This window comes from Gordonibacter faecis, assembly GCF_030077735.1.
In the GTDB taxonomy this organism is placed as follows: domain Bacteria; phylum Actinomycetota; class Coriobacteriia; order Coriobacteriales; family Eggerthellaceae; genus Gordonibacter; species Gordonibacter faecis.
Map to the genome: position 1 here is coordinate 14084 of NZ_JASJEU010000014.1, position 24093 is coordinate 38176.

19 protein-coding genes are annotated in these 24093 nt (G+C 61.5%); 7 read left to right on the top strand and 12 right to left on the bottom strand.

Features of this window, described 5'->3' with window-relative positions:
• Window positions 1-280 precede the first annotated feature (280 nt).
• The 11 genes from QNJ86_RS07830 to QNJ86_RS07880 form a co-directional block, all read right to left on the bottom strand.
• Window positions 281-715: a GNAT family N-acetyltransferase gene (locus tag QNJ86_RS07830; protein ID WP_283832052.1), complete on the bottom strand. Its 435-nt coding sequence runs from the start codon at window positions 713-715 to the stop codon at window positions 281-283.
• An 88-nt stretch (window positions 716-803) separates the two neighbouring features.
• Complete coding sequence (locus QNJ86_RS07835; RefSeq protein WP_283832053.1) at window positions 804-1778, bottom strand: DUF169 domain-containing protein; 975 nt, start codon at window positions 1776-1778, stop codon at window positions 804-806.
• 415 nt (window positions 1779-2193) lie between these two features.
• A complete protein-coding gene (locus QNJ86_RS07840) occupies window positions 2194-3537 on the bottom strand; it encodes a radical SAM protein (protein ID WP_283832054.1) in 1344 nt (447 codons plus the stop codon).
• 169 nt (window positions 3538-3706) lie between these two features.
• Window positions 3707-4570 (bottom strand): TIGR04282 family arsenosugar biosynthesis glycosyltransferase, encoded by an 864-nt coding sequence (locus QNJ86_RS07845; RefSeq protein ID WP_283832055.1) that lies wholly within the window; start codon window positions 4568-4570, stop codon window positions 3707-3709.
• Between the two features lie 349 nt (window positions 4571-4919).
• Complete coding sequence (locus tag QNJ86_RS07850) at window positions 4920-7157, bottom strand: molybdopterin-containing oxidoreductase family protein (protein WP_283832056.1); 2238 nt, start codon at window positions 7155-7157, stop codon at window positions 4920-4922.
• Entirely contained in the window at window positions 7154-8176 is a 1023-nt protein-coding gene (locus QNJ86_RS07855; protein WP_283832057.1) for a heterodisulfide reductase-related iron-sulfur binding cluster, read from the bottom strand. The genes QNJ86_RS07850 and QNJ86_RS07855 overlap by 4 nt, the downstream gene beginning before the upstream one ends.
• Before the next feature lie 321 nt (window positions 8177-8497).
• Window positions 8498-9478 (bottom strand): NrfD/PsrC family molybdoenzyme membrane anchor subunit, encoded by a 981-nt coding sequence (gene nrfD, locus QNJ86_RS07860; RefSeq protein ID WP_283832058.1) that lies wholly within the window; start codon window positions 9476-9478, stop codon window positions 8498-8500.
• Window positions 9478-10056 carry a 4Fe-4S dicluster domain-containing protein gene (locus QNJ86_RS07865; RefSeq protein ID WP_283832059.1) on the bottom strand — a complete coding sequence of 193 codons (579 nt, stop codon included), beginning with the start codon at window positions 10054-10056 and terminating at the stop codon, window positions 9478-9480. Before QNJ86_RS07865 ends, nrfD begins: the two co-directional genes overlap by 1 nt.
• A 28-nt stretch (window positions 10057-10084) precedes the next feature.
• Complete coding sequence (locus QNJ86_RS07870; protein ID WP_283832060.1) at window positions 10085-12985, bottom strand: molybdopterin-dependent oxidoreductase; 2901 nt, start codon at window positions 12983-12985, stop codon at window positions 10085-10087.
• 592 nt (window positions 12986-13577) lie between these two features.
• On the bottom strand, window positions 13578-14810 hold the full coding sequence (locus tag QNJ86_RS07875) for an MFS transporter (protein WP_283832061.1): 1233 nt from the start codon (window positions 14808-14810) through the stop codon (window positions 13578-13580).
• Between the two features lie 16 nt (window positions 14811-14826).
• Window positions 14827-16092: an MFS transporter gene (locus tag QNJ86_RS07880; protein ID WP_283832062.1), complete on the bottom strand. Its 1266-nt coding sequence runs from the start codon at window positions 16090-16092 to the stop codon at window positions 14827-14829.
• Window positions 16093-16689: 597 nt separating this feature from the next.
• Between QNJ86_RS07880 and QNJ86_RS07885 the strand changes: the two genes are divergently transcribed.
• From QNJ86_RS07885 to QNJ86_RS07915, 7 genes are all read left to right on the top strand, one after another.
• Window positions 16690-17532: an MBL fold metallo-hydrolase gene (locus tag QNJ86_RS07885; RefSeq protein WP_283832063.1), complete on the top strand. Its 843-nt coding sequence runs from the start codon at window positions 16690-16692 to the stop codon at window positions 17530-17532.
• A 74-nt stretch (window positions 17533-17606) separates the two neighbouring features.
• Complete coding sequence (locus QNJ86_RS07890; RefSeq protein ID WP_283832064.1) at window positions 17607-18209, top strand: GNAT family N-acetyltransferase; 603 nt, start codon at window positions 17607-17609, stop codon at window positions 18207-18209.
• A gap of 9 nt (window positions 18210-18218) precedes the next feature.
• Complete coding sequence (locus QNJ86_RS07895) at window positions 18219-19127, top strand: helix-turn-helix transcriptional regulator (protein ID WP_283832065.1); 909 nt, start codon at window positions 18219-18221, stop codon at window positions 19125-19127.
• A gap of 104 nt (window positions 19128-19231) precedes the next feature.
• Window positions 19232-20359, top strand: coding sequence for a DJ-1/PfpI family protein (locus QNJ86_RS07900; protein ID WP_283832066.1), 1128 nt, complete (start codon window positions 19232-19234; stop codon window positions 20357-20359).
• A 120-nt stretch (window positions 20360-20479) separates the two neighbouring features.
• The gene (locus QNJ86_RS07905) at window positions 20480-20953 is read left to right on the top strand and encodes a zinc ribbon domain-containing protein (RefSeq protein WP_283832067.1); all 474 of its coding nucleotides are present in this window, start codon (window positions 20480-20482) and stop codon (window positions 20951-20953) included.
• A 45-nt stretch (window positions 20954-20998) separates the two neighbouring features.
• The gene (locus QNJ86_RS07910) at window positions 20999-21697 is read left to right on the top strand and encodes a GyrI-like domain-containing protein (protein ID WP_283832068.1); all 699 of its coding nucleotides are present in this window, start codon (window positions 20999-21001) and stop codon (window positions 21695-21697) included.
• Window positions 21694-22611 (top strand): SPL family radical SAM protein, encoded by a 918-nt coding sequence (locus QNJ86_RS07915; RefSeq protein ID WP_283832069.1) that lies wholly within the window; start codon window positions 21694-21696, stop codon window positions 22609-22611. Before QNJ86_RS07910 ends, QNJ86_RS07915 begins: the two co-directional genes overlap by 4 nt.
• A gap of 263 nt (window positions 22612-22874) precedes the next feature.
• On the opposite strand, the gene QNJ86_RS07920 is transcribed toward QNJ86_RS07915, so the two are convergent.
• Window positions 22875-24011, bottom strand: a complete 1137-nt coding sequence (locus QNJ86_RS07920) for an InlB B-repeat-containing protein (RefSeq protein ID WP_283832070.1) — start codon at window positions 24009-24011, stop codon at window positions 22875-22877.
• Window positions 24012-24093: the final 82 nt, after the last annotated feature.

Sequence of the window (24093 nt, forward strand, 5' to 3'; positions counted from 1 at the left end):
TCGGCTCCCTTTACCGACAGCTACCCCCTCGTGTTCGCCTATAGTAGAACTTTTCCAAACGAGCTTCAATCATGACCGAGCACATCAGACGACAGCGTTTTTCACTCATTTGAAGAAAAGCGCAGGTAGTTACACTGTATACGTATGGAGAGCGCAGAGTACGATCAGGGATCGCCTCCGCAAAAAAAAACGGGGGCACCATCCGCCCCCGAATAGGTTTCGCTTCTCACATTGGCCCTGCCTTTTCCCTTTTGTACAGTGGAAGGCGGGTGTTGGTTGTCTAGCCCAGCTTCTTGCCCATGGGCAATGGGCCGCATTCTTTGCGCATGTCGCAGTGGTCGCAGTCGTCTACCATGGTCATTTCGATGTCTTCCCACGGGATGGCTTCGAACCCGAGCGCCTGATAGAACGGGATGCTGCCGCCGCGCGACACAAGACGCAGTTCGCCGTAGCGCTCAAGCGCCTCCTCCATGAGCGCACGCCCCACGCCAAAGCCGCGCCAGGTCTCATGCGTGATGATGGGATTTACGAACGCGATGTCCTCGTCGGAAATCGCCAGGCGCATGAATCCCACCACTTCATCGTCCTCATTAGCCGCCACGCGCACCCCTTCGAGAGAAGGAATGGCATCCATCCCCTCGGCGTTCGCGTACGCATCAAGCACCGCCTTTTCCTCCGGACGCGGGTCCCGAAGATGGAACAATTCGCCAGCCATAACACACCTTTCTCCCCCAAGGCCTCTTTAAGCCACTATCGCACAAGTGCAGCAAAAACGGCAATCTCACAATTTTGCCACCCCAAACCTACATGATGGGTGGAACGTAAATCTTCATGCGGGAATCCGGGATGGCTTTCTTTGCCAACTCGGTGAGGCCTTGCGCTACGATGGGTAGTTTGTCGGTGGGGAGGCCCATGAACATCATGTCTTCTCCCAGGTCAGTGGCCGCGCGGCAGCCGTAGCAGCCGAACGTGATGTTGGGCTCCTGCTCCGTGAGCGGATACAACACCGCCTCCACGCACATGGAGTTAAAGCCACTCGCGTGGAAGTCAAAACGATGCCCCGAGTAGTAGCTCATGGACATACACAGCCACATCATCTGCTCAGGCGTACCCGTGATGACCACCACCTCAGGCTCACGCACCGTCTTTGCCAGCGGCGCCACGTAGGTAGCCCGCCTGCTCTTCGGCGGCAACGTCGGCCGCTCAGCCACCATCCGCGCAGCCGCCTCCGCATTCACCACCTTATGGAACAGCACGTAGATCTCGCCCGTCGCCAACTTCTCCGGCACGCCCGTCATACCAAAGATGGAAGTCCCGTCCGGACACGAATGCCGATGCGGCGGCATAAGAATAGAAGCCCCGCGCCGCGCCGCCATCATCGCCTGACAAAAACGCTGATTCTCGGGCGGCATAGGAACGTCGGGCAGCAGTTCGTCCTTATCAATAAGACTCACCGCCACCGGCTGCCAACGCAGCCCCAACTTCTCCATGATAATGCGCTGCCATTCGGCATACTGCTTATGCAATTCATCAGAAATCGGCTCAGCCCGCGCCTCATCGGCGAAGGGATCATACACCGCATCCCCGATAGCCTCCACCAACAACGCCCGCTGCGGACAGTTCCCTGAACAGGTAGTACACCCCACACAGTCCTCAACCCGCGCCGCAAACGGATGCCCGTCCTCATCAGCCTCCAACACCTCGCAAGGACAAAACGCAACACAAAGCCCACAAGCCACACACCTATCAGGATCATTCACGATTCGATAATCAGCCATAATTTCCTCTTCCTAAGCAGGCTCTCCCAACAACGTCCCGCCCAATTCGCGCGAAGCGCGAACACCCCTCATCAATCAGAGGCCAGCCCGTTCCCCCACATCACGCAGGAGGACTGCCGGGAGCACAAGTATCCGCGCGCCAACCAAGAACTGCACGATCGTTGCCGAGCGAAGCGATGGCAACCCAATCTAGCGAAGAATGCGCAGACGAACGGCCGTGCCACGCGCAGTTCCACAGGCTTCATCTAGCGGGAGTGGCGGCGGTGTCCACCAAGCGAGTTCCGCAGCGCAGCGAGGACTGTTTGAGCGACTGGGCACTGCCGCCACTCCCGCGTCCCGCAGGTTGAGCGCGACATGTCCGAACGACTGAGCATTCTCCGCGCTCCACAGGTTGAGCACTCGCAGGTCAAACGCACTAGCGCAGCGATTCCTTACACCAAGGCGGATACACACGTCTCCCCGCAGAATCCGTCAAATGATACGAGCAGAACGGGATGGCGCGCCCGTCAGGCACCGTCACCATCATAGAGCATTCGCGCAGCCGCTGCGTATCCATCGACACCGCGTCCATGTAGTTCATGATGATCACGGACAGCCCGCTCTTCACCTCGACGCCCTTCTTCGCCAAAATATCGAGGAACACCGACCCCTGAGGGCTGTCAGGCGAGTAGCCCTCGCGGTACTCCTCCAGCGTCATCGCGCGCGTGGCCGGGTAGAAGCCCGAGGGGTGCGGCATCATACCCGCAGGTGGCTCGCCATGGACGAAGAACACACCCGTGTCGCAGAGCGGGTTCGAGCATCCGAGCGGCCAAATGTCGCGCGGCTCAATGAGCCCGTCGGACTGTTCGGCCAGCTGGAAGATCACGTCGCCCGCGCTCATGGGCAGGGCACGCTCGGCGTCGAAGCGCCCGGACGTGAACGCCGGCTGCAGCGCAAGGCCCGCCACCACGTCAGCGTTCTCCAGCGAGAAGCGCAACAGGTCGCCCAGCTGCTTGTCGTTCGAACCTGCCACCACGGCCACGGAAAGCACCACCTGGATGCCCGCCTCGCGGCAGCGCTCAATCACGCGCAGCTTCACATCCAGAATGTCGCGCCCGCAGGTGGCCTCGTACACGTCACCCGTCAGGCCGTCGAAGGACAGATACACACCGGTGAGACCCGCGGCCACCAGTTCCTCCAAGTAGCCATCGCGCGCAGCGATGACCAGGCCATTCGTATTGACCTCGATACCCCAGAAGCCCTTCTGGCGACCCATGCGGATAATCTCGGGCAAATCCTTGCGGCAGGTAGGTTCCCCGCCCGTGATCTGCACTGCGCCGTCGATGCCCACCGCGTTCGCGATGGTATCGTACATGGCGCTAATTTCCTCAAGCGTGGGGTCGCCCTCACCCGTCTCGGCGCTCATGAAGCACACGGGGCAGTGCAGGTTACAGTTGCGCGTGACCTCAATCTCCAACAGCGTGCCGCGCCGCACGTGGCGACTGCACGTGCCGCAGCCGTGCGGGCACGGCGCCGTGGCCGGGATGGTGTTCTCGGGAGCCGTCGGCGGAAACGCGAGCGAGCGCAGCCACTGGTAGTGCTCGGCGTCGGGCCACATGCGCGTCGCCAAGCGCCCGTGGTCAGAGCACGTGCGCTCCATCCACACCACGCCGTCGCCGTCAGCGTACACCTCAGCCGGCAACTCCGTCAGGCAATCCGGACACAGCGCCGTCGTCTTATGCAACAACGTACGCGCATCCTTTGTTTCAAGCTCGCTCATCAGGCTTCTCCCTTATAACGCCTTCTGTTGTCTCACTCACCAAACCTACCCAATCCTCCGTAGTTGACGGCAAGGGTAGAACCCTTGCCCTACGGTCAACCCACAAAGGAAACTGTTGTTGCAGATCCACGGACTACCTGGCAGGTTAAAGGGGCTTCTTTACAACCTGCTATTCGTCGATGTATTGACGCGGGTCGTGTTCCTCGTTCGGGGGCGTAACCACCTGGATGCCCATGTAGTCAACCCAGGCCAGAACGCGCTCAGGCACAAACAGTTCCTTTTGGTGCACGGCCGCTTGCTTGATGGCGCGCATGCACGAGATGGCGTGCGCGAGGTCGGTCTTCTCGTCGATGTCAGCCACAGGCGACAGGTACGCCGAGGGAACGTTGCGTTCCTCAAGCTTCTGCATGTAGCCATCGAGCGCGGGACGGCCGTCTAGATTGTAGTAAACGCCCTGGTGATCCATGGGTGTGTTGTAGCTGAAGCCCACGAGCGATGTACCGCATTCCTGGCACGGCGCCTGCACGAAGCCCGGCGTGCCGAGCGACTGGAAGTAATCGAGCCACTGGAACGCCATCACAATGTGCGACTTCGGCATGGTGGGGATGTCGCCGCCGACGGACACGATATGCTCGTAACCCATGGCGAAAATCTGCTGGAACGCGTCGTCGAAGTGATCGTCGAACGTGGAACCCTTGTCCGTGAGGAAGTGAATCTCCATGGGCCAGGGGCCGATGGCGTCGTAGGTGTCCTTCATGATTTGCACGTTCTCGGCCGGCGTGGTGCAGACGAAGAAATCGTAGGTGATTTTGTCTGCCGTGGGGTCGGATGCCACGAGCGCCTCGTTTTCGGCTTTCAGCTGGTAGAGCGCGTGCATAGCCAGCTCGCTCACGTCGTAGAGGCTACGCTTGAAGAACTCGGCCGCCTGCTCGGGGGTAAGGAATCCGCCGAACTCTGTGGTGAGGCGCGTCTTTACCATTCCCGGTACCGGGGGCTTGCTAAATAAAAGCAATGCTTGCTTCTTCTCCGCCACGAAACTTCTCCTTCTCTTCCTGCGGCTTCAGGGCCGCTTGTTCCACTTCATGTTCGTGCTTCGCACGAAAGGGCGATTCATGAATCGCCCCTACGGTTCTCGCCGCGAGAGTGCCAGTGCTGGCCAAGTTCGCCAACCCAGCAATACGTTCCCACCAGTCCAGTGAACCTTCCCACCTGCAACGAGCGCAGGCACTGGGTGATGCTCACCAAGCGAGTTTCGCACGAGCCGAAAGCGCCAGTGGCGCTTTCGTGCGAGCTCAGGACTGTCCGAGCGACTGAGCGTCACCCAGTGCCTGTGCGGTCTCGCAGGTTGACTCTTCGCACACCCTCTCCCACTCAGCGGCTCATCAGCTGTCTTCTTCCCAGCTCAGCGGATCGTCAACTTTGTAGATGACGCAGTCTATCGCGTTGTACGACCAGGTGCCAATGAGCGGCTCGCCGGGTTCGCACGAGGTGAGGCAGTTGATGTTCGACTCCCACATGCCGCCGAACGCGGGCGCGCCGGGTTCCCATTCGGGATGCCACCAGCCGTAGTCCACGTTCAGCAAGTCATCGCGCATCGTTGCTGTTGCTAGTATAAAGCGCGCCGCGCCCTTGTCGGTGCGCACTTCCACGCGGTCGCCGGGGGCAAACCCCAAGCGCTCGGCCGTAGCCGGGCTCATTTCCACCACCGGGTGCGGCGACTTGGCGCGGAACGCCGGGTTGTTGAAGTACATCGACGCGTTGTAGGGCTGCTTACGCGAACCAGTGATCATCGGCAAGTACGCCCCGCCCGCGCGCTCCGCTTCCGCCACCAATTCCGGCGAGCACAAAGTAATGGGCGCGGCCGGCTCGGGCAAGCGCGCACCACCCAGCGTCGGCAAAAACTCGCTCGCCAGTTCAATCTTGCCTGTCGTGGTGGCGAACCCCTGCGGGCGACCATCAACACCCGGCAGTTCGTGCTTCGCATACGCGGGAGGCTGCCAGTAAATGCCCAGTTCGCAGAACGTTTCCCAGTCCATCCCCGTGCGGGCAAGCTGCGCGGCGAAGGCGTCGGCCAGCGTCTCTTCCGGCCACGCGTCCTCTTGGCCGAGGCGCAGGCCCAAGCCGCGGAACACGTCGTAGTCGCAGCGGCGCTCGTAGTAGGGCTCCACCGCCGCCGGCCCACCGTAGCCCATGTTCGCCACGCCACCGTGCACCTGCAAGACAGGCCGCTCAATGGCACCGGCCGCGGGCAGCACGTAGTCGGCGATGCTTGCCGTGGGTGTCATATAGTAGTCGAGCACCACCAGCAAGTCCAAGCCCATGAGCGCGTTGAACACACGATGAGTGTCACCGTAGGTCAACAGCGGGTTCGTGGCGTTCACGATGAGCGCGCGCACCGGGTAGGGCTCGCCCGTTTCCATGGCGCGCAGCACCAGGTGCGGCAGCGCCGAGGTTAGGTAGCGCGCGGGAAGCGTGCGCCCCAGCTTTTCGGTGAGCGCGCGGGCGCGCTCGTAGCCGTCGTAGCACTGCAGCGGCGTGAAAGGCGTGTTGAGGCAGCGGGCGCGGTGCTCGGGGGCCAGCGCGTCGGTCATCTCCAATTCCATCTCGGACACGAAGTCGGGAGATTCAGCCAGTACGCACGAGCCAGGCTTGTCCACGTTGCCCGTGATGGCGCGCAAACAGCAGATGGCGCGGTGCGTGGGCGCCACGTTCGCCCCCACCTGGTCGACACCGCGACCCGACACGAGCGCCGCCGCGCCGGCCTGCCCAAATAGGCGCGCCGCACGCACGATATCGTCGGCAGGGACGCCGCACACCTCAGCCACATGGGCGGGCGTATAGGGCTTCACCTGTTCGGCCAATTCGTCGAAGCCGTGGCACCACGCGTCCACAAACGCGCGATCAACCAGGTCTTCCTCGATGATGACGTGCAAAAGGCCCAGCGCCAGCGTGCAGTCGGTGCCTGGTCGCACCGGCAGCCAGAGGTCGGCCACGGCAGCCACCTGGGTGCGCCGTGGGTCGATAACCACCAGCGCCGCGTCGGACTTCGAGAACTGAAGGATGGAGCGCCAGAACGCCGAGTTGTCCGACTGCGCCGGGTTCGTACCCCAAATGAACAGGCACTCCGTCACGCCGGGCGCGATGTCGGCCTCAACAGTCCAGCCGAACGTAAGCGCGTCCATCCAGATGCGCGGGTTCCAGCAAATCTGCCCGATACCCATATTGTTGGGCGAGCCGAACAGGTTCATGAAGCGGTGCAGCGGCCAGAACGACGCGTGCGGGCCGCCGATGGCACTCGCCAGCGTCTCCGGGCCGTGCTCGTCCGCGAGCGCACGCAGGCGTGCGGCGATGTCGTCAAGCGCTTCGTCCCAGCTCACGCGCTCCCACTCGTTCGCGCCGCGCTCGCCCACGCGCCGCAGGGGGTAGTTCACGCGGTCGGCGCCGTCAAGCGCGTCCAGGTTCATGCGCCAGCGGCGACACCCCGCCAGGATGCGCTCGTCGTAGGGGTAGCGCGTTGGGTCTGGCGCCAGGTCAACCACGCGACCGTCCTCCACCGTGGCCACAAAGGCACAGCAGTAGCCGCAGTAGTGGCAGTTCGTGCGCTTCGTCTCGCGCGTCATCGCGCCTCCCCTTCCCCATTGGCCTTTGCGGCCGCACCGGCCGCGTCAGCCGCCTCACCAGCAAGGCCCGCATACGCACGCCCAGACCCCGCCTCGTCAGGCTCGTCAAACAAGAATCGCAGCTTCATGTACTGATCGGCCCCGCGCCAATCCACGCGCCAGTCGTACAGAAGCTCCAGGTAGTGAAACACCGGCACGGCCGTCTGCGCCATCGACAGCTGAAACGCGCAACTCACACACGCCGTCACGATGCCCGCCGCCTGCACCTCGACCGCTTCCTCGCCATGGCGGCGCGCCTGCTTGTCGGCGGCATCGAACTTGCCCGCCGCGCGCAGAAGCGACCCACAACAGAATGACTTCTTGCGAATGTGCGCCGCCTCCACCACCAGTTCAGGCGGCAACAGTGCACGCACGCCGTCGGCAAACGCACCCGACTCGCGGTCAGGGCAGGAATCGTGCACGCAGAACTTCAGGTCATCGCCAGCCGTCGCCGCAGCGCCCGCGCCACAGCCCGCAGCTGCGTAGGCCTTCACCCCGTCGCCCAGCATGCGCCGCGCCACCTCGGCATCAATGCGATACCCCAGCTTCGCCAACTCGCCCGGCAGGGCTACCACCTGCACGTGCGCCGTACGCTCATCGGCGGCCAGCGCCGCGCTCAGCGCCGCCACGCAGTTCGGACACGCGGCCACAATGCGCTCAACGCCCGCAGCGGCCACGTGGTCGCGCAGTTCATCCTCAAACGCCGCGCGCACGTTCGCCCCATCGGGCTCAAACGACAAAATCTTGCCGCAGCATAGAAGCGAAATGCCTTCCACCACGTCCGCCTCACGCAGCAGATCGTACACCGACTGCACAAGCGGCAGCGCGTAGTTCAACAGCGAACACCCCGGGAAGAACAGCGTCGCACACCTGCGCGGCGCACCCGCATCCACCCCCGCGCTCACGGCCGCGCCCAAGCGTAGGCCCGCAAACGTAACGGTGCCGCCGGTCAGCACGTCATCAAATGCGTACTCGTCCATACGTCTCCCCTGTCTGTCGCGGTGTGCCCGCGCCTCTCATCAGTGCGTCTCTCGCGCGCAAGCGCCCCAGCCAGCCACTCGGCCATCGGTGCTCGCGCGCGAACGGCGCACTCTGTGCAGCAAAGGGGCGGTATTCCGTAGGGCAAGGGTTCTACCCTTGCCGCTCAGCAAGAATAAACCTGCCAGGTCAAACGTAGTTGACGGCAAGGGCAGAGCCCTTGCCCTACGGTCAACCTGGCAGGTAAGGGCCTTTGCTACAGCCCCAGCCACACATACCCCGCGCGACACCGAAGTGCCGCGCGGCTTCCCTACACCCTCACTTTAGTACTGGTTGTCGCCGTAGGTCCACTTGGAAATGAACTCGGCGTCGTTCTTCGCCACACGGTTGTAGTAGCGGTTCTCGCCCGGAATCTCGGCGCGGTCGTCGGTGTTGACTACCATGAAGCGCAGCAGGCAGCCGCCGCACAGCACCAGAATGGGAGCCACAATGGTGGCCGCAGCGGAGTGGCCGCCGCCGATGTACATAATCAGCGGGATAACCAGGCCGAAGCCCACCATACCAACCCAGAACGGCAGCGCGTAGGAACCGCGCACCCAGCGACGAGCGGCCGCCTTGGCCGTCACGTTGCCAGCGCCCAGGAAGGACAGCACCATGGTCAGCAGCACAATGAGCTCAGCCACCACCAGCACGATGTCAACCACGTGCAAGATCTCCAGCACAATCTCGGACACCAGCATGCCCTCGATGGTGGGGATGGCCGGCCAGCCGTTGATGGATAGCACGATAGCCGCGCAGCCCGTCGAAATGGCCGAAATGGTGAACAGCACAGGCAGCGCCGGGGTAGCCCAGAACGCATGCGCCTTCAGCGTGGACAGCATGATACCGGTGTACATCATGATGCACAGACCAAAGAAACCAGCAATGATCAGGAATGCATCAGCCGCCGGCTTCAAGAAGTCGGACAGACCAGCAAACACGGGCCACGCGTCGCCAATGAACGCCAGGAAGAACAGCAGGGCGAACACCGCAGCAATCACGAGGAACGTCGCGCCCCACTTGATGATGGACTTCGACGTGGTCCACACGCGCCAGAACACACCCGGCTGGCCCAGGTCGACCACCAGAAACACGCAACCAATAGCCACGCACACCAGCGACACGAGCACGGGAAGCGCAAAAATCTCAGCAAAACCCGAAATCACGAAGCTGTTGAAAATGGCGGAGAGGAACAAGATGCCGCCTGCCAGACCGCCCAAAAACAGGTACAGGGCGATAGGCGGTTCCCAGTAATGATGCCTCATTATGCCTTACCTCCCAACTCAGGAATGTAGTAGATCTGCGGCTCAGTGCCGTACTCTTCGAAGAGACGCTCCGTCTTCACGGAACCGATAAGCTTCGACACTTCGCTGTTCGGATCGTCCAAATCGCCAAAGATACGCGCCTTCTGATGGCAGGTAAGCACGCAGTACGGCTCGGCAGAGGGATCCAGCTGACGCTTGTCGCGGCAGAACGTGCACTTGCGCACGAAGCGGTGCATACGATCCTCCAGGTGGGATGCGTCGCGCATGCCGTAGGGGCAGGCGTTTACGCACACCTTGCAGGACAGGCACTTCTTGGGGTCAACCCATACGGTGCCGTCTTCGTCCTGCTGGCTGGCGCCGGAGGGGCAGCACGGCACGCACTCGGGGTTGGCGCAGTGCATGCACAGAAGCGGCGTCCAGCTCTTGTGAACATTCGGCCAGGTGCCCTGCGCGCCCTCGGTGACCACGGGGTTGTAGACAATGTCAAGTGGAAGCTTGTTCCACGTACGACAAGCAACCGTGCAGGAGTGACAGCCGATGCAACGACGCTGGTCGATGACCATAACGTATCGAGTCATTTATCTATCCTTTCTTCCTACTCGGTGGCTATTCTTCGACGGGCTCATACGACATGTCGTAATGCTTGCCCGTTGCTTCGTCAACCAGATGACCGGAACCCGCGTCATACAGCCAGCCGTAGTTGGCATCGTGGAACGCGCCGTTCTCGGGATCCATCATCCAACCGCTGTTCGGATCGTACACGTAGGGCTTGTCACCCAGCGTGGCGTAACCCTTCTCGGTGTTCCACGTCAGGTTCTCAGGAACCTCATACGGAGCGGCCTGACCGGGATAGCAGCGCACGCCGGCCACGAACACAATCTCGTCGCGGTCCATCGTGTACATCTTGCCGGTCTCGTCGTCCACGAGGCACTCGTTGGCCGCGTCGTAGCGCCAGCCGGTGTAAGCGTCGTGGTAGCCCTTCGTGCGCGGGTTGACCAGCCAACCGGATTCGTCCAGACGGAAATGCGTGTCCTTCTGGTACAGCGTGTTGTTCTGCCACACCCACTCGTAGCCCTCGGGCACCTCTTCGGTGGGCTGGGGCTTCTCGAACGGAATGGGCTCGCGGTCGAGCTTCATCTCGCTCGGGGTCATGTGAATGCCCGGCTCCTTGGAGGAACCCGGAATGGAGAACTGCGTGTCCTCGGGCTTGAATTCCTTGTCGAAGTCGCCACACTTGTACACCTTACACATGAGGCCACGGTTGGCCCAGGAGCCACCCATGGGGTCGCAATCCCAGTCGTCAACCGAGGTGAGCACGTTGACGTTGGACTCGAGGCAGCCAAACGGGTTGTCGAGGTCGGCCGAGCCATCGCGCTCGGGGAACCACCAACCGCGCGGTGCGAACACCACGTTGGGATGCACTTCGGCCTCCACGTTGGCGCGCATCTTGATGCGGCCGCGGCGGGTCTCAATCCAGCACCAGTCGCCGTAGGAGATGTTCAGCTTCTCGGCCAGCACCGGGTTGATGGAGAAGTACGGATCGGGATACAGGTAGCGAATGGCCTGCATCTGGAAGTGCTCGGAGTGGTGGTACGGCATGAAGCCGCCGCCCGTGGTAAGCACGATGGGGTACTCTTCGGCGATCTCCGGCGTGTCGATTTCGTTCTCGCAGCAGCCAACATAGGTGGGCATGCCCACGTAGCCAAGCTCGCGCAGGATGGAAGAGTTGCACTCCACCTTGCCCGACGGCGTCCAGAAGCCACCGTTGGCGATGAACTTGTTCTGGTGCAGCGGCGGATAGTACATGCGATAGCGGTCGACGAAGTCATCGTAGCACTCGATGGCGAGTCCCAGCGGCTTGAGGATGTGGTAGTACGCCTCTTCCTCGGTCTCCCACGGCCACATCTCCGGGTCCTGACCGCAGGCCAGACCCAGCTTGCGCCAGAACACCATGTCGGTGTGACGGTCATACTTCGGCTGCATGGCGCGGCGGCCGCCCATGAAGGAGTCGGTGGCGCCGTAGTGCGTCACGATGGTCGGACGCTCAAGAGCGCCAGCGGCCGGGAACACGTAGTCGGAGAACAGTGCCGTCGGAGTCATCCAGTAATCAACAGTGACCAGGAACTCGCACTTCTTGAGCGCGGCGAGCGTCATCTTAGCGTCGCCGTAGGAGTTCACCGGGTTCGTGGCGTTCACGATGAGCGCGCGCACCTGGTACGGGTCGCCCGTGAGAATGGCCTTGAACACGCTGGGGCCGTGAGCCTCGCAGAACCACTCGGTGGGCAGCGTCTTGCCCCACGTGCGCTTCGCGTTGTCGGAGATAATCTGGTAGCCAGGCCAGGAGGTCAGCTTGAACTTGTTCGAGCCAATCTGCTTTGCCTTCTGCTCCTCGGGCAGGCACTCGTTGGCTTCCATTTCCTCGTCGGTGAGGAAGCCGAGCGACGGGCCGGGCATGCCGTCGCCGCCGGGCACGTCAAGGTTGCCGCAGATGGCGCGGATGAGTGCGATGGCATGGCTGCCGGTGGTGGAAGCGCGACCGATCTGGTCCCACGTGCAGCCCCACTGGATGCAGCCGGGGGTGTTCATGGCGTACAGACGCGCCGCCTGGCGAATCTGGTCGGCATCAAGCCACGTGATGGGGGCAGCCCACTCGGCGGTATACTCGGCCACGTGCTCCTGGAGTTCGTCGAAGCCGTCGCACCACTGAGCCACGAACTCGAAGTCGTAGAGGCCCTCGTAGATGATGGTGTTCAGCATGGCCAGTGCCAGCGCAGCGTCCGTGCCGGGACGCAGCGGCAGCCAGAGATCGGCCTTCGAAGCGGTCTCGGAGTAGCGCGGGTCAACCACGACAATCTTCAAGCCCGCCTTTTGCAGGTCGGTGTAGCCGTGCATGCCGCCCAGCGTGGAAGCGCCGGGATTCATGCCCCAGAGAATCAGGCTCTTCGCCTGGCCGAGGTCGGTCTCAAACGGCGACCAACCGGCCACGCAGGTCTCAGCCATGAACGTGGGGATCCAGCACAGAAGCGCGTTGTGGAAACCGTTCGGCGTGCCGAACTGGTTCAAGAAGCGGCGGCGCGCCCAGTCGTCGGTACGCGTCGTGCCACCAGCGGAGGCCACAGCCTCGGCGCCACTTTCGGCCTTGATCTGGTTCAGCTTGTCGGCTACTTCCTGAATGCCCTGGTCATACGGGATCTGCTCCCACTTGCCCTCGCCCTTTTCGCCCACGCGCTTCAGCACGTGGTTGATGCGAGCGGGGTGGTTCACGTGAAGCAGCGCGCTCGTGCCGCGGCAGCAAAGACCGCCCTGGCTGGAGTACGCGGGATCGCCCTCGATCTTAATCACGTCGCCATCTTTAACGTAGGCAAGCACGCCGCAGTTAGCATGGCAGAAATAGCAGAGCGACTTGATCATTTCGACGCCGTCTTGATTGATATCGACTTCGGTCGATACGGTGTCGGGAGCCACGAGGCCCTTGAGACCGCTCGACGTCTTAGAAATCTCCGTCATCTACCTTCCCCTCTTCTTCTCGTCAGTTTTCCTTACCCGGTTCGAACTTGTTGTACCGTTCGCGCGACCGTGCGGGTTCTACCCCGCATAGCTCGAACGCCTCTCGTGCGCGTCGCCCGCCAGTGTACGGGAACCCCCATTTCACCGGCATCACACCGAAAGTTCTAAATCCCGCGAGCGGGTAAGCCCAATGGTATTAATTGGTCAGACCCCCTTGCGCGGCTTTACCACTCGTCCAAGCATCGCGCCGTTTGGCGGATACGCCCCCCGTGCGAAATGTCGGCAAGAAAGGCAACGCTTCCCTTGCGCGACACGCCGCAGTGCGCTTCGCCGTCCGCTTCCATCGACCACCGGCTGCACCGTTGCACCGCTCTCGAACCCGACCCGCAGTGCCGAGACACCCGGCCGCGACGTAAACCGTTGTTCGATGCCAACCAGTAGTAGATGGAATCGGCTATTTGATTATAGCCATGAAACAGAATCCCTGCCACCCCGGCGGCCTGTTTTAACGGCGAATGAACGACCGCTTTACGCGAAGGCCCCGGCCGCTTGTGGCGGTCGGGGCCTTGATGCCTCTACACGTTAACGTTTCCTATTTGGCAGAGGCTGCGGAAAGTCCTTCAGCTACAGGAGCCGCCTCATCTGCGTCATCCACGCTGTAGAGCTTCGCAAACATGAGCACGACAGCACCCAGGATGCACGCCGCGCAAATAGCGATAGCACCCGCATGCCAACCAGCGCTGTCCACGATGGCACCAATAATCGGCGGGCCAAGGAGAACACCCAGGTTGAAGCCGATGGACACAACGCCCAGCGCCACGCCCGCCAGTTCGGGCTTTTTCACCGTTTGGGCTGCCATAGTCCACAGCACGCACGGGAAGCCCGCGTCAACAAACGCATACACGATCACGAACACCACGAGGAACGTCGGGTTGTCCATGAACATGCCGAAGATCGACACGATGCCGTACGCCACCAGAATAACGGCGCCAAACAGCTTGCGATTCTTCACGCGGTTGAGCACAGCGCCAATGATGACAGCCGCCACCACGCCGCCGAGCGAGAAGTAGCCAACCCACATGTTGGCCTGATCCTCGCCCCAGTTAAACGTTTGCGCCCAGCACGTGGCAATCCAGTTCACGAACCCGAAGCAACCAATGCAGAAGAGCATGGTTGCCAGCGACATGATCCATGCGGAAGGCGACTTCACGCCTTCAACGATGTTCACGTCGTCGCTTTCGACGTCCGCGTAGCTATCCTCGGGACGCGGGCTCTTCACGCACAGGATGTAAAACACCAGCGCCAGCACGCAGGCGGCCAAACCGAACCACCACATGCCCTGCCAACCGAAGTTGAGCGTGAGTACGCCACCCAGGAAGAACATGACGGCCTGCGCGCCCATCTGGTACGCAGCCCAAATACTCATGGGCAGGCCACGCTTGGTCTCCGGGAACCACATCGCAATGAGCGAGGGGCCGATGACCGACATGAGACCAACGCCCATGCCTTCGATGACGCGCGTTGCCATGAGGACGGCCGTGTTGTCCACCATCACACCAATGAGCGAACCGAGAATAGCGCACGCAAGGGCGATGATGCCGCCCTTCTTGGGGCCGACCTTGTTCAGGATGATGGCAGCAGGAATGGCGATGATGATGCCAACCAGCGAGAACAAAGAGCTCAGCCAGCCAGCCGTTGCCATATCGATGCTAAACGCCTCCATGAGCGTGGTCATGCAAGGGGCCACCTTGTTCTGCACGAGCGCCAGAGCGACGCCGGCAAAGATGGTCGCAAATGCGACGATCCAGCCCCGTTTGGTATTCATGAAATCATTCCTCCGATCACACAGCCGCTTGGTTCATGTCGGCATCGATGTCTGCGGCGCGCGCCGTGGCCTTGCTGGAATCATGATCGTACGTCTTCACGAAGATGAACGTGATAGCACCAACGATTGCAGCAATAGCCAGCGGAATCGTAGCGACTTCCCAGCCATAGTTCTCGATGAAGAAACCGGTCACCGGGGGGCCAAGCAGCGTGCCGATATTCAGGCCCACGTTAAGGATGCCGATAGCCGTTCCGGAATACTCCGGGCTCTTCGCAGTCGAGGGGCAGAGCGTCCAGTACACGGTGGGGATAGCGCCTTCCAGGAACGGATAGATCAGGATGAAGGGCAGAAGCAGCCCGGGATCCTGCATCCGGAAGCAGAAGAACAGAATGAACGTGTACAGCGCAAAACCGATAACGCCAACAAAGCGACGGTTCTTGAGCTTGATATGGTTCAGAAGCCAACCGATGAAGATAACGATTGGAATTTCGATGGCGTACATGATGGAGACCCACCAGTTAGACTGGTTCATGTCGCCGCCGAAGAAAGCGTTTGCCCAGTACAGCGAAATGTACGTGGCGAAACCGAAGCAGCAGAACGTAAAGATGGTGCCAGCAAGCGTAAGAATCCACGTGGAGGCGGACTTGAAGCCGTCGCCAAACTTGAATTCGTCTTCGTTCTCGCCCTCAGCGTAGTTCGGCGTGCCCTCGGGGGGCTCGTCAACCTTCCACATGTACAGGATAAGAACAACAACGCAGAACGCCACGCAGAACCACCAGACACCCTGCCAGCCAAACGATACCGTCAGGCCGCCAGCGATGAAGAACAGAAGCGTCTGCGAGCACATCATCCACGATCCCCACAGACCCATGGGAAGTCCGCGCTTTTCAGCGGGGAACCACATCGAGATAACCGAAGGGCCTACAACGGCGATCATACCCACGCCGACGCCTTCGAGCACGCGGGTGGCCATGAGCACCGCGAGGTCGGTCGCGAATGCGCCGATGATACCGCCGACAGCAGCACAGGCCAGAGAGATTACGCCAATCTTTTTCACGCCCAACTTGCGCATAAGCACCGAGGCAGGAATGGCGGTAACCATGCCCATGATGGTGAACACCGAGGTCAGCCAACCGGCGTCCGTTTCACCAATGTTGAAGTACATCATTACTACGTCGATACAGGGTGGTACTTTGTTCTGAACGTTAGCAAGCGCAAAACCGCCAAAGAAGGCGATGACGACAACAGTCCAAGCGGCCGCTGTCTTTTGCTTTTTAGTCATGTATACCCCCTTGAACATTCCCCCAATAGATTCAGTCCTAGAAATCTCTCCTTTCTCTCGGTGGTGCGCGCCCCGATGCTCTGAGGTTCCCTTCAGAGGCCGATGAATCCACGTGCGCATTCCCCGTGCGCTCGCGCGCGATGGCAACGCCATCAGACGACGATTCTCGAACCGCTTTATGTGTGAACCCTGCGCAATTACGGCACATACTCACCACATTCTGGGCACATGCCCTTCTGAATATGCATGTAATTACTTGTATGCAGGAATCATGCCAGCTTGCCCGAATTCGGAATGTGCTGGCCAGAAAGCCGCAAACTGCGTCGAATGCGGCGGGAGTGCGTTTCAAAGTGAGAATATGCTTTCAGATTGAGACGAAAAATGGTCATTGACCGATAAAATGAGCCACTCGTATGTCGTCGGTGCGGCGGGCGGGCTGCTTTGTGGGGCAAGCGGCGGGGGGCGGTGGCGAGGGGTGCGTGGGGGGCGTTTGGGCGTGAGGGGGCGAGCCCTTCCCCGACGGGCAAGGCGGCGCGGGGGCGCGGTTGGGGAACGAGCCGTATAATAAGGTAAGGAAAACAAGGTAAGGAGGACGCCATGGGTGCGGAAGAGGTTGAGACGAACGCGCTGGCGCAGGCACGCGCGGGGCATACGTTCACGTTTATGGGAACGGGCGCCGGGTGCGGCGTTCCGGCGTTTTTCTGCGACTGTCCGGCCTGCAACGAGGCGCGCCGTGACCCGCGCGCGCGACGCGGCGACTGCGGCGTGATGGTGCGCGGGGCTGAAAGCGGTGCCACCGTGCTCATTGACACGCCGCCCGACCTGCGCCATCAGCTGATACGTGAAGACGTGCGCACCATTGATGAGCTGCTGTACACGCACGCCCACTTCGACCACCTGGGCGGCTTGGGCGAGCTGGAGTACCTGGTGCAGCTGGTGAAAAAGGAGCCGCTACGCACGTACGGCAGCGCCGAGGCGCTGGCGGGTGTTGCGCAGGAGTTTCACTATATGATGTACTGCCTGGACAGGCGGGAACTCGCGCCTTTCGATGAATTGGAGTTGGACGGCGTGCGCTATACGGCGCTTCCCGTCACCCACGCGCCGGGCACCTTCGGCTACTTGATTGAGACGCCAAAGACGCGCCTGTTCTACGCGTCGGACACCGGGGCGCTGCCGGCTGAGACGGCCGAGCGCGTGCGTGACGTGGACATTATGGCAATGGATGCCACATTCTGGAAGCACAACTGGTCGCCGGATGCGCACCACAGCATACAGGAGTGCATTGAGGAAGGCCTCGCGCTGGGGGCGAAGACGCTCTACCTCACGCACCTGGCCATGCACTACGATGAACCCATCACGCTGACCCAGTTGGAAGAGTACCTGCAGCAGTATGACGGTCGCGTACGTCCCGCCGCCGACGGGTTGACGCTGGATATATAAACTGCGTTGCTGCCTGACGCCTGCTGCCTGCTGCTTATTGCCTGCCGCGTGTCGCCCATCTTGAAAGGCTTTTTGTGGAACCGATCCTTCTTCGCCTGGCAACTGACGATGATGCCACCGACATTCGTGCGGTGTATGAGCCGTATCTTGCCACGCCCATCACCTTTGAGACGGAGCTTCCCTCGCTTAAGGAATTTCGGGCGCGCATGGTGGACGCTCGCGCGACGTACCCGTATTTGGTTGCTGAGCGCGCGGGCGAGATAGTGGGGTATGCGTATGCGAGCGCGCAGCATCCGCGGGCGGCGTATGCGTGGAACGTGGAGTTGTCGGTGTACCTTGCGCTCGACGCGCGCGGGCGCGGACTTGGGCGCGTGCTGTACGAGGCACTGATTGAGCTGGTGCGAACGCAGGGAGCAAAGGCGGCGTACGCGCTGGTCACGGTGCCGAATGCGGCGAGCGAGGGGCTGCATGCTGCGCTAGGGTTTGAGCGCATTGGGCTGCAACCGCACGCGGGGTGGAAGGCGGGCGCATGGCACGATGTGGCGTGGCTGCGCAAGGAGCTTGCGCCTTATGAGGGCGCGCCGGAGCCGCTGGTGCCCTTCCCTGAGCTTCTGCGCGAGCAGCCGGATGTGGTGCGCGCGGTGCTTGAGCGCGCGAACGCGGCGCTGCGCGGATAGGGCGTTGGTATGCAGTCGCAGCGTCTGTTCGAGATTATTTATTTGCTGATGGAGCGCTCGCCGCGCACAACCGGCGAGTTGGCTAAGCGCCTGGAGGTGTCTGAGCGCACGGTGCGTCGCGACGTGGATGCGCTGTCGGCGGCGGGCGTACCGGTGTTCATGACGCGCGGCAAGGGCGGCGGCGTACACCTCATGGAGGGCTACGTGCTGGACCGCTCGCTGGTGTCCGAGGCTGAGCAGGACGAAATCCTCGCGGCGCTTTCGGCGCTGCGTCAAACGGGAGCCGCTGACGACGAGGCGCTGCCCGAGCGTGTGGCGCGCCTGTTTCGTCGCGAGAACACCGACTGGCTTGACATCGACTTTTCATTCTGGGGCGCGCCACCGGAGTATCGTCGCGCGTTCGACCTGGTTAAGCGCGCTATTTTGGAGCGGCGTCCGCTTTCGTTCACCTACCACGACGCGGGCGAGCGCACCTCGCAACGCACCGTGGAACCCGTGAAGCTGTTGTACAAGGAGCGGTCGTGGTACGTGCGCGCCTGGTGCCGCAAACGCGAGGATTGGCGCGCGTTCAAAATCATCCGCATGGTGTGGGACACCCTGGAGCTGGCGCCCGGCACCTTCGAGCCGCGTCCCCTGCCGCCCGATTTGGGCGAGAACTATTCGAACAGCCGAGGTCAGCGGATGGTGCTGACATTCTCGGGCGACGAAGGCCGCGTGCGCGAAGAGTTCGCCCCCGACGCCATCGAGCGCCTGCCCGACGGCCGCCTGCGCGTGACGTTGAACACCGAGCCCACCAACCACTCCCGCCACTACCTACTGTCTTTCGGCTCCGACCTCTACGTAGAAGAGCCCGCCGAGCTGCGAGAATGGATCCACCAGGAAGCCGCCGCCATGGTGCGACGGTATGAGGAAGAATAGCCTGCGCGCAGTTTCTCGAACTTTCTTGCAAAACCGGACATGCCCTGTCCGGTTTTATTGCGTATGGTGTTCCCTGTCTTGAAACATCGAATGAGAGGAACACCATGGATTACGAGATTGTTGAGCTTCCTGGACGCACTATCGCGGGCATCACGTGCCGCGCGTCGAACAACTCCCCCGAGGAAGGGGCCGTCATCGGGCAGCTGTGGCAGCGCTTCATGGGCGAGGGTCTGGACCGCTCCATCCCCGACACGCAGGTGACACCCTACGGTTGTTTTGCGCTGTACTACAACTATGACTTCTCCGACATGAGCTACGACCTGCTCATAGGCTGCCAAACTGGCGCGAACGCAGCGCCCGAGGGCATGGAGCGCGTCGAGATTCCCGCCGCGCGCTTCGCCAAGTTCGCCATCCGCGGCGGCGACTGCGTGAAAAGCGTGCAGGACGTATGGGCTGCCATCTGGGCCGACGAGGAACTCATCGCGCAGCGTGCGTTCACGGTTGACTTCGAGGCGTACCTGCCCGGCGAGGACATGAGCTGCGCCGACATCGACATCTTCGTAGCGTTGAAACCCACCACGGAAAGCAAGCCCTCCAAAGAAAGCGAGAACGCCAAAAACATGACTGACACCACCACACCCAGCGTGGAACCTAAGGGCACCGTTGTTGCCTACCTGCCCGAACGCTTTGCCGATTGGGAAGCGGGCCTCGCGTGCGCGGAACTCAACCGTCCGAACACCGGCTATCAGGTGCGCACAATGTCCACTGACGGCACGGCGCGCCACTCCATCGGCGGGCTCACGGTTACCCCCGACCTCGCGGCCGACGCACTGCCCGACGACACGCGCATGCTCATTTTGGTGGGCGGCGAAACGTGGCCCGACGGCAGCAACGACGCCGTGCTGCCGCTCATCGCCGCGTGCGTGGCGCGCGACATTCCTGTGGCGGCCCTCTGCGGCGCGTGCACGTTCCTCGCGAACCACGGCTACCTGGACGAATGCGACCACACGGGCAACGCCCGCTACGAGTTCGACCAGATGGCGCCCGCCTACCGCGGCCATGAGCACTTCCACAGCGTGCCTGCCATCGACGGAGGCGCCTTCATCACGGCAACCGGCGCGGCAGGCGTTGAGTTTGCGGTGCTCGCAATGGCGCGCCTCGGCGTGGAGCCGTGGGGCGGCGCGGACGTGTGGTCCGGCGCGTTCAAGCGCGGCCTGTTCGTGGAAGAATAGTCCCCGGACGCACGAGCACCGCGAACACGGGCAACAGGCAGTTGCTTGACGGGGAGGGGCGCGCATGGTTCCATGGGATAACGCATGCACTCCCCTCCCCTAACGAGAAACGAGGACCCCATGGCCATCCAGGACACGCTCATTGCGCTGCGCGAACAGCACGGACTCACCCAAACCGAACTGGCGGAGCGCCTGTTCGTCACGCGTCAAGCCGTGTCGCGCTGGGAATGCGGCGAAACGCAGCCGGGCATTGACACGCTGAAGCTCATCGCCACGGAATTCCACGTGCCGGTGGAAGCGCTGCTGGACATGCCGCTGCAAGCCGTGTGCCAAAGCTGCGGCATGCCGCTGTCAAGTCCCGAGTTGCTGGGCACGGAAACCGACGGCTCGCCGGCTGAGCATCACTGCAAGTGGTGCTACGCGAACGGCTCCTACCAGGGGCAATGCACGATGGAAGACATGGTGAACATCTGCGTCGAGAACATGACCGGCCCCGAAGCGCCGTTCACGCCCGAAGAAGCACGTACGTATATGGAATCGCTGCTTCCCTCCCTCGAGCGCTGGAAAGGCGCACAGCCGGGCGAGCTGCGATAAATCAATCGCCCGCACCCAAGGATGCGGCATCGTTAAGGAGGACTCATGGCGACAGCGTTCGATTTCAAGAAAGAGTACCGCGACTTGTATCTGCCGAAGGCAAAGCCGGCGCTCATCGACGTGCCGCCCATGACCTTCATCGCCGTGGCGGGCGCAGGCAACCCGAACGAGGAAAACGGCGCGTATGCCGAGGCACTCGGGCTGTTGTACGGGTTCTCGTTCACCGTGAAGATGGCGAAGATGGGCCCGTGGCAGCCGGAGGGCTACTTCGACTACGTGGTGCCGCCGCTTGAAGGGCTGTGGTGGGGCGGCGGGTTCGACGGCGTGCACATCGCAAACAAGGACGCGCTCAACTGGGTGTCGATGATTCGCCAGCCCGATTTTGTCACGCCGGAGGTATTCGCATGGGCGGCAGAACAGGTTGAGGCAAAGAAGCCGGAACTCAACGTGAGCCACGCTCGTTTGGTTCGCTTCACCGAAGGGCCGTGTGCCCAGGTCATGCACGTGGGGCCGTACGACGACGAGCCGGCGACCATCGAGGCTATGGAGGCGTTCATCGCCGCGTCTGGCCACGTGGACGACATAGCCGACCCGGCCAGCGGCGAAGCACTGCTGGACGCGCTCGACGCCGACGGCACCGTGCCCGCCGTGCGCCTCCACCATGAAATCTACCTAGGAGATCCTCGCCGCACCAAGCCCGAAAACCTGAAGACCGTCATCCGCCACCCGGTGAGGCCCGCGTGAGCGACGCAGCCGAAATAAACTCCCCCTGCCCCACCATTCGCGCGCGGTCCATCCTCCAGAAAGTGCGTTACGGCAGCGAGTGGTTTGGCATCGACTACAACATGAACCTCTACCGCGGCTGCGCGCACGGGTGCATCTACTGCGACAGTCGCAGCGAGTGCTACCGCATCAGCAACTTCGACCAGGTGCACGTCAAGTTCGACGCGCTTGCCATCCTGCGGCGCGAACTGCGCAGCCGCCGCGTGCGCGGCGTAGTGGGCGTGGGCGCCATGTCGGACACGTACAACCCCTTCGAGCGCGCGCTCAAGGTGACGCGCGGGGCGCTTGAACTCATTGAGGAATACGGGTTCGGCGTGTCAGTGGACACGAAAAGCACGCTGGTCACGCGCGACATCGACCTCTTGCAGGCCATCGGCGCGCACGGCGGAGCCATCGCGAAGATTACTATCACCACGGCTGACGACCATCTTGCTCGTCTTATCGAGCCGCACGCACCCCTGCCCAGTGAGCGTTTCGCTGCCTTAGCCCAGCTCGCCGAGGCAGGCATATTCTGTGGCGTGCTGTTCACACCCACGTTGCCGTGGGTAACCGACGACGATGCCACCGTGCGCGCCGTTGTGGAAGGCGCCGCGGCTGCCGGCGCGCGCTTCGTCTACCACACGACCGGCGTCACCATGCGCGACCGCCAGCGCGACCACTTCCTCGAGCGCATCGCCGCCGTCGACCCCGCGCTGCCCGTCCGCTACCGCGAAACCTTCGGCGACCGCTACTTCTGCAACTCCCCCCGCGCCACCGAAACCCGCGCCCTCTTCCGCACCCTCTGCAAACAGCACAACCTCCTCTGGCGCATGTCCGACATAGTGTCAGCCTACAAACCCACCCACCCCATCGGCACACAAAGCAGCTTGTTCTAGCTCATTCAAAGTGTGACGCGCTTCGCGCTACCTAGTTCGCCAAGAGGCAATCAACATCCCACCCTTACAACGCGAGCGGACTTGCTTGAAGGCGTTGACGTACAAGAAGCATAACCCCCGTAGCGGCGTTCTCCAGAGCGCCGTTCGCGCGAAGCGCGAAAACGCAGGTCAGAAAACCACACAGGCGCGCCCGTGATGGGAAGACGCGCCTGTGGGTTATGCGGCAGGGCGGGTGGTCCCGGCCGCGAGTGGGTGGAGTAAACCTAGGAAGCGTCTATTGCTTCCACCACATAGGAGAGGTTCGCAATAGCAACGTCACCTTCCGGGAAGTAGTTCAACTGGGTACCACTGGGAAGAAACAAACTGAAAGCCACAGCAAATTTTGTAGGATTACTGGTGCTTCCCGCAGCTAAAGTCCAACCACCATTAGGTATGGAGGTCTCATCTGAATCAAGCGGAACCTTCACCTCGTCCCCAGACCCCTCTTTCGGAGTAAGCCGGATACGAAGTCCATCAGGAATAGCTCCCTGAGCAAAAAGGGAGGCGGCACTTGCAGTTGGAGCACCCTTTACAGCCGTAATCTTTAAGGGCTTAACGGTTCCGGACGAGAAGGTAAAGTTCCCCTGACCAGTAACGTTACCCGCAGCATCAATCTGAACAAGAGCTTCACTTGGGAAAGTGAAATCTATTTTCAACGTCCAGTGAGCGGTCAAAGTGACATTGTTGTCGTCCTTGTCCCAGTTGGCTTTGCTATTACCTTCCTCGTCGTAGTACTGCTTGTTCTGGTCATCAAAGTAGCCAGCGAAGATATAACCATCCTTATCATTTGGCACTGTCACATGCTGCATAGGGGCATCATATGTCGCAGTTGTCGAGGTATCGCCGCCCTCACCTCCGTCTGGATCAAGCGTGACTTGATAGGACTTGGCTTTCCAGCAAGCAAACCACATAGCAGGTTCCACGGTGGATGTTGGAAGGTCTTGCTTGACGCCGGCCGCATTAGACCAGCCATCGAATTCGTATCCTTTCTTTGACAAACCCGCAGGAGGTTCTGTGCGCTTGAGAAGTTCAATGTCAACCGTCTTGGTTTGAGCGCCATCGTCTGACCAGGTACCACCATTGCCGTAGAATTGAACAGAAACAGTAATGGGTTTGGTGCTGTTAGAGTTGGTTACACGCAACCCCACTTCGACAGAACCTGGCTGGCCATCAGTGCCTGATGACTGGTTCTTAGACGAGTCCCATACGCGCAAACCCATGAGCGTGGTACCGACGTTGGCCTCCTCCGCAAGTGCGGGAGCGGACACCAAAGCTGTCAGAACCAGCGCACAGGCAAGTGCAAACGCAGCAACCCGCCGAGTGAACCTTGGAATGCGTGATATGTTGTTCCTGCTAGACATGCTTATTGGTATCCCTTCCGATAATCAACCCACGTGGGGTTTGTCGCAAAAGGCTGTCCTGCGTATTTGTTAAAACTCACTG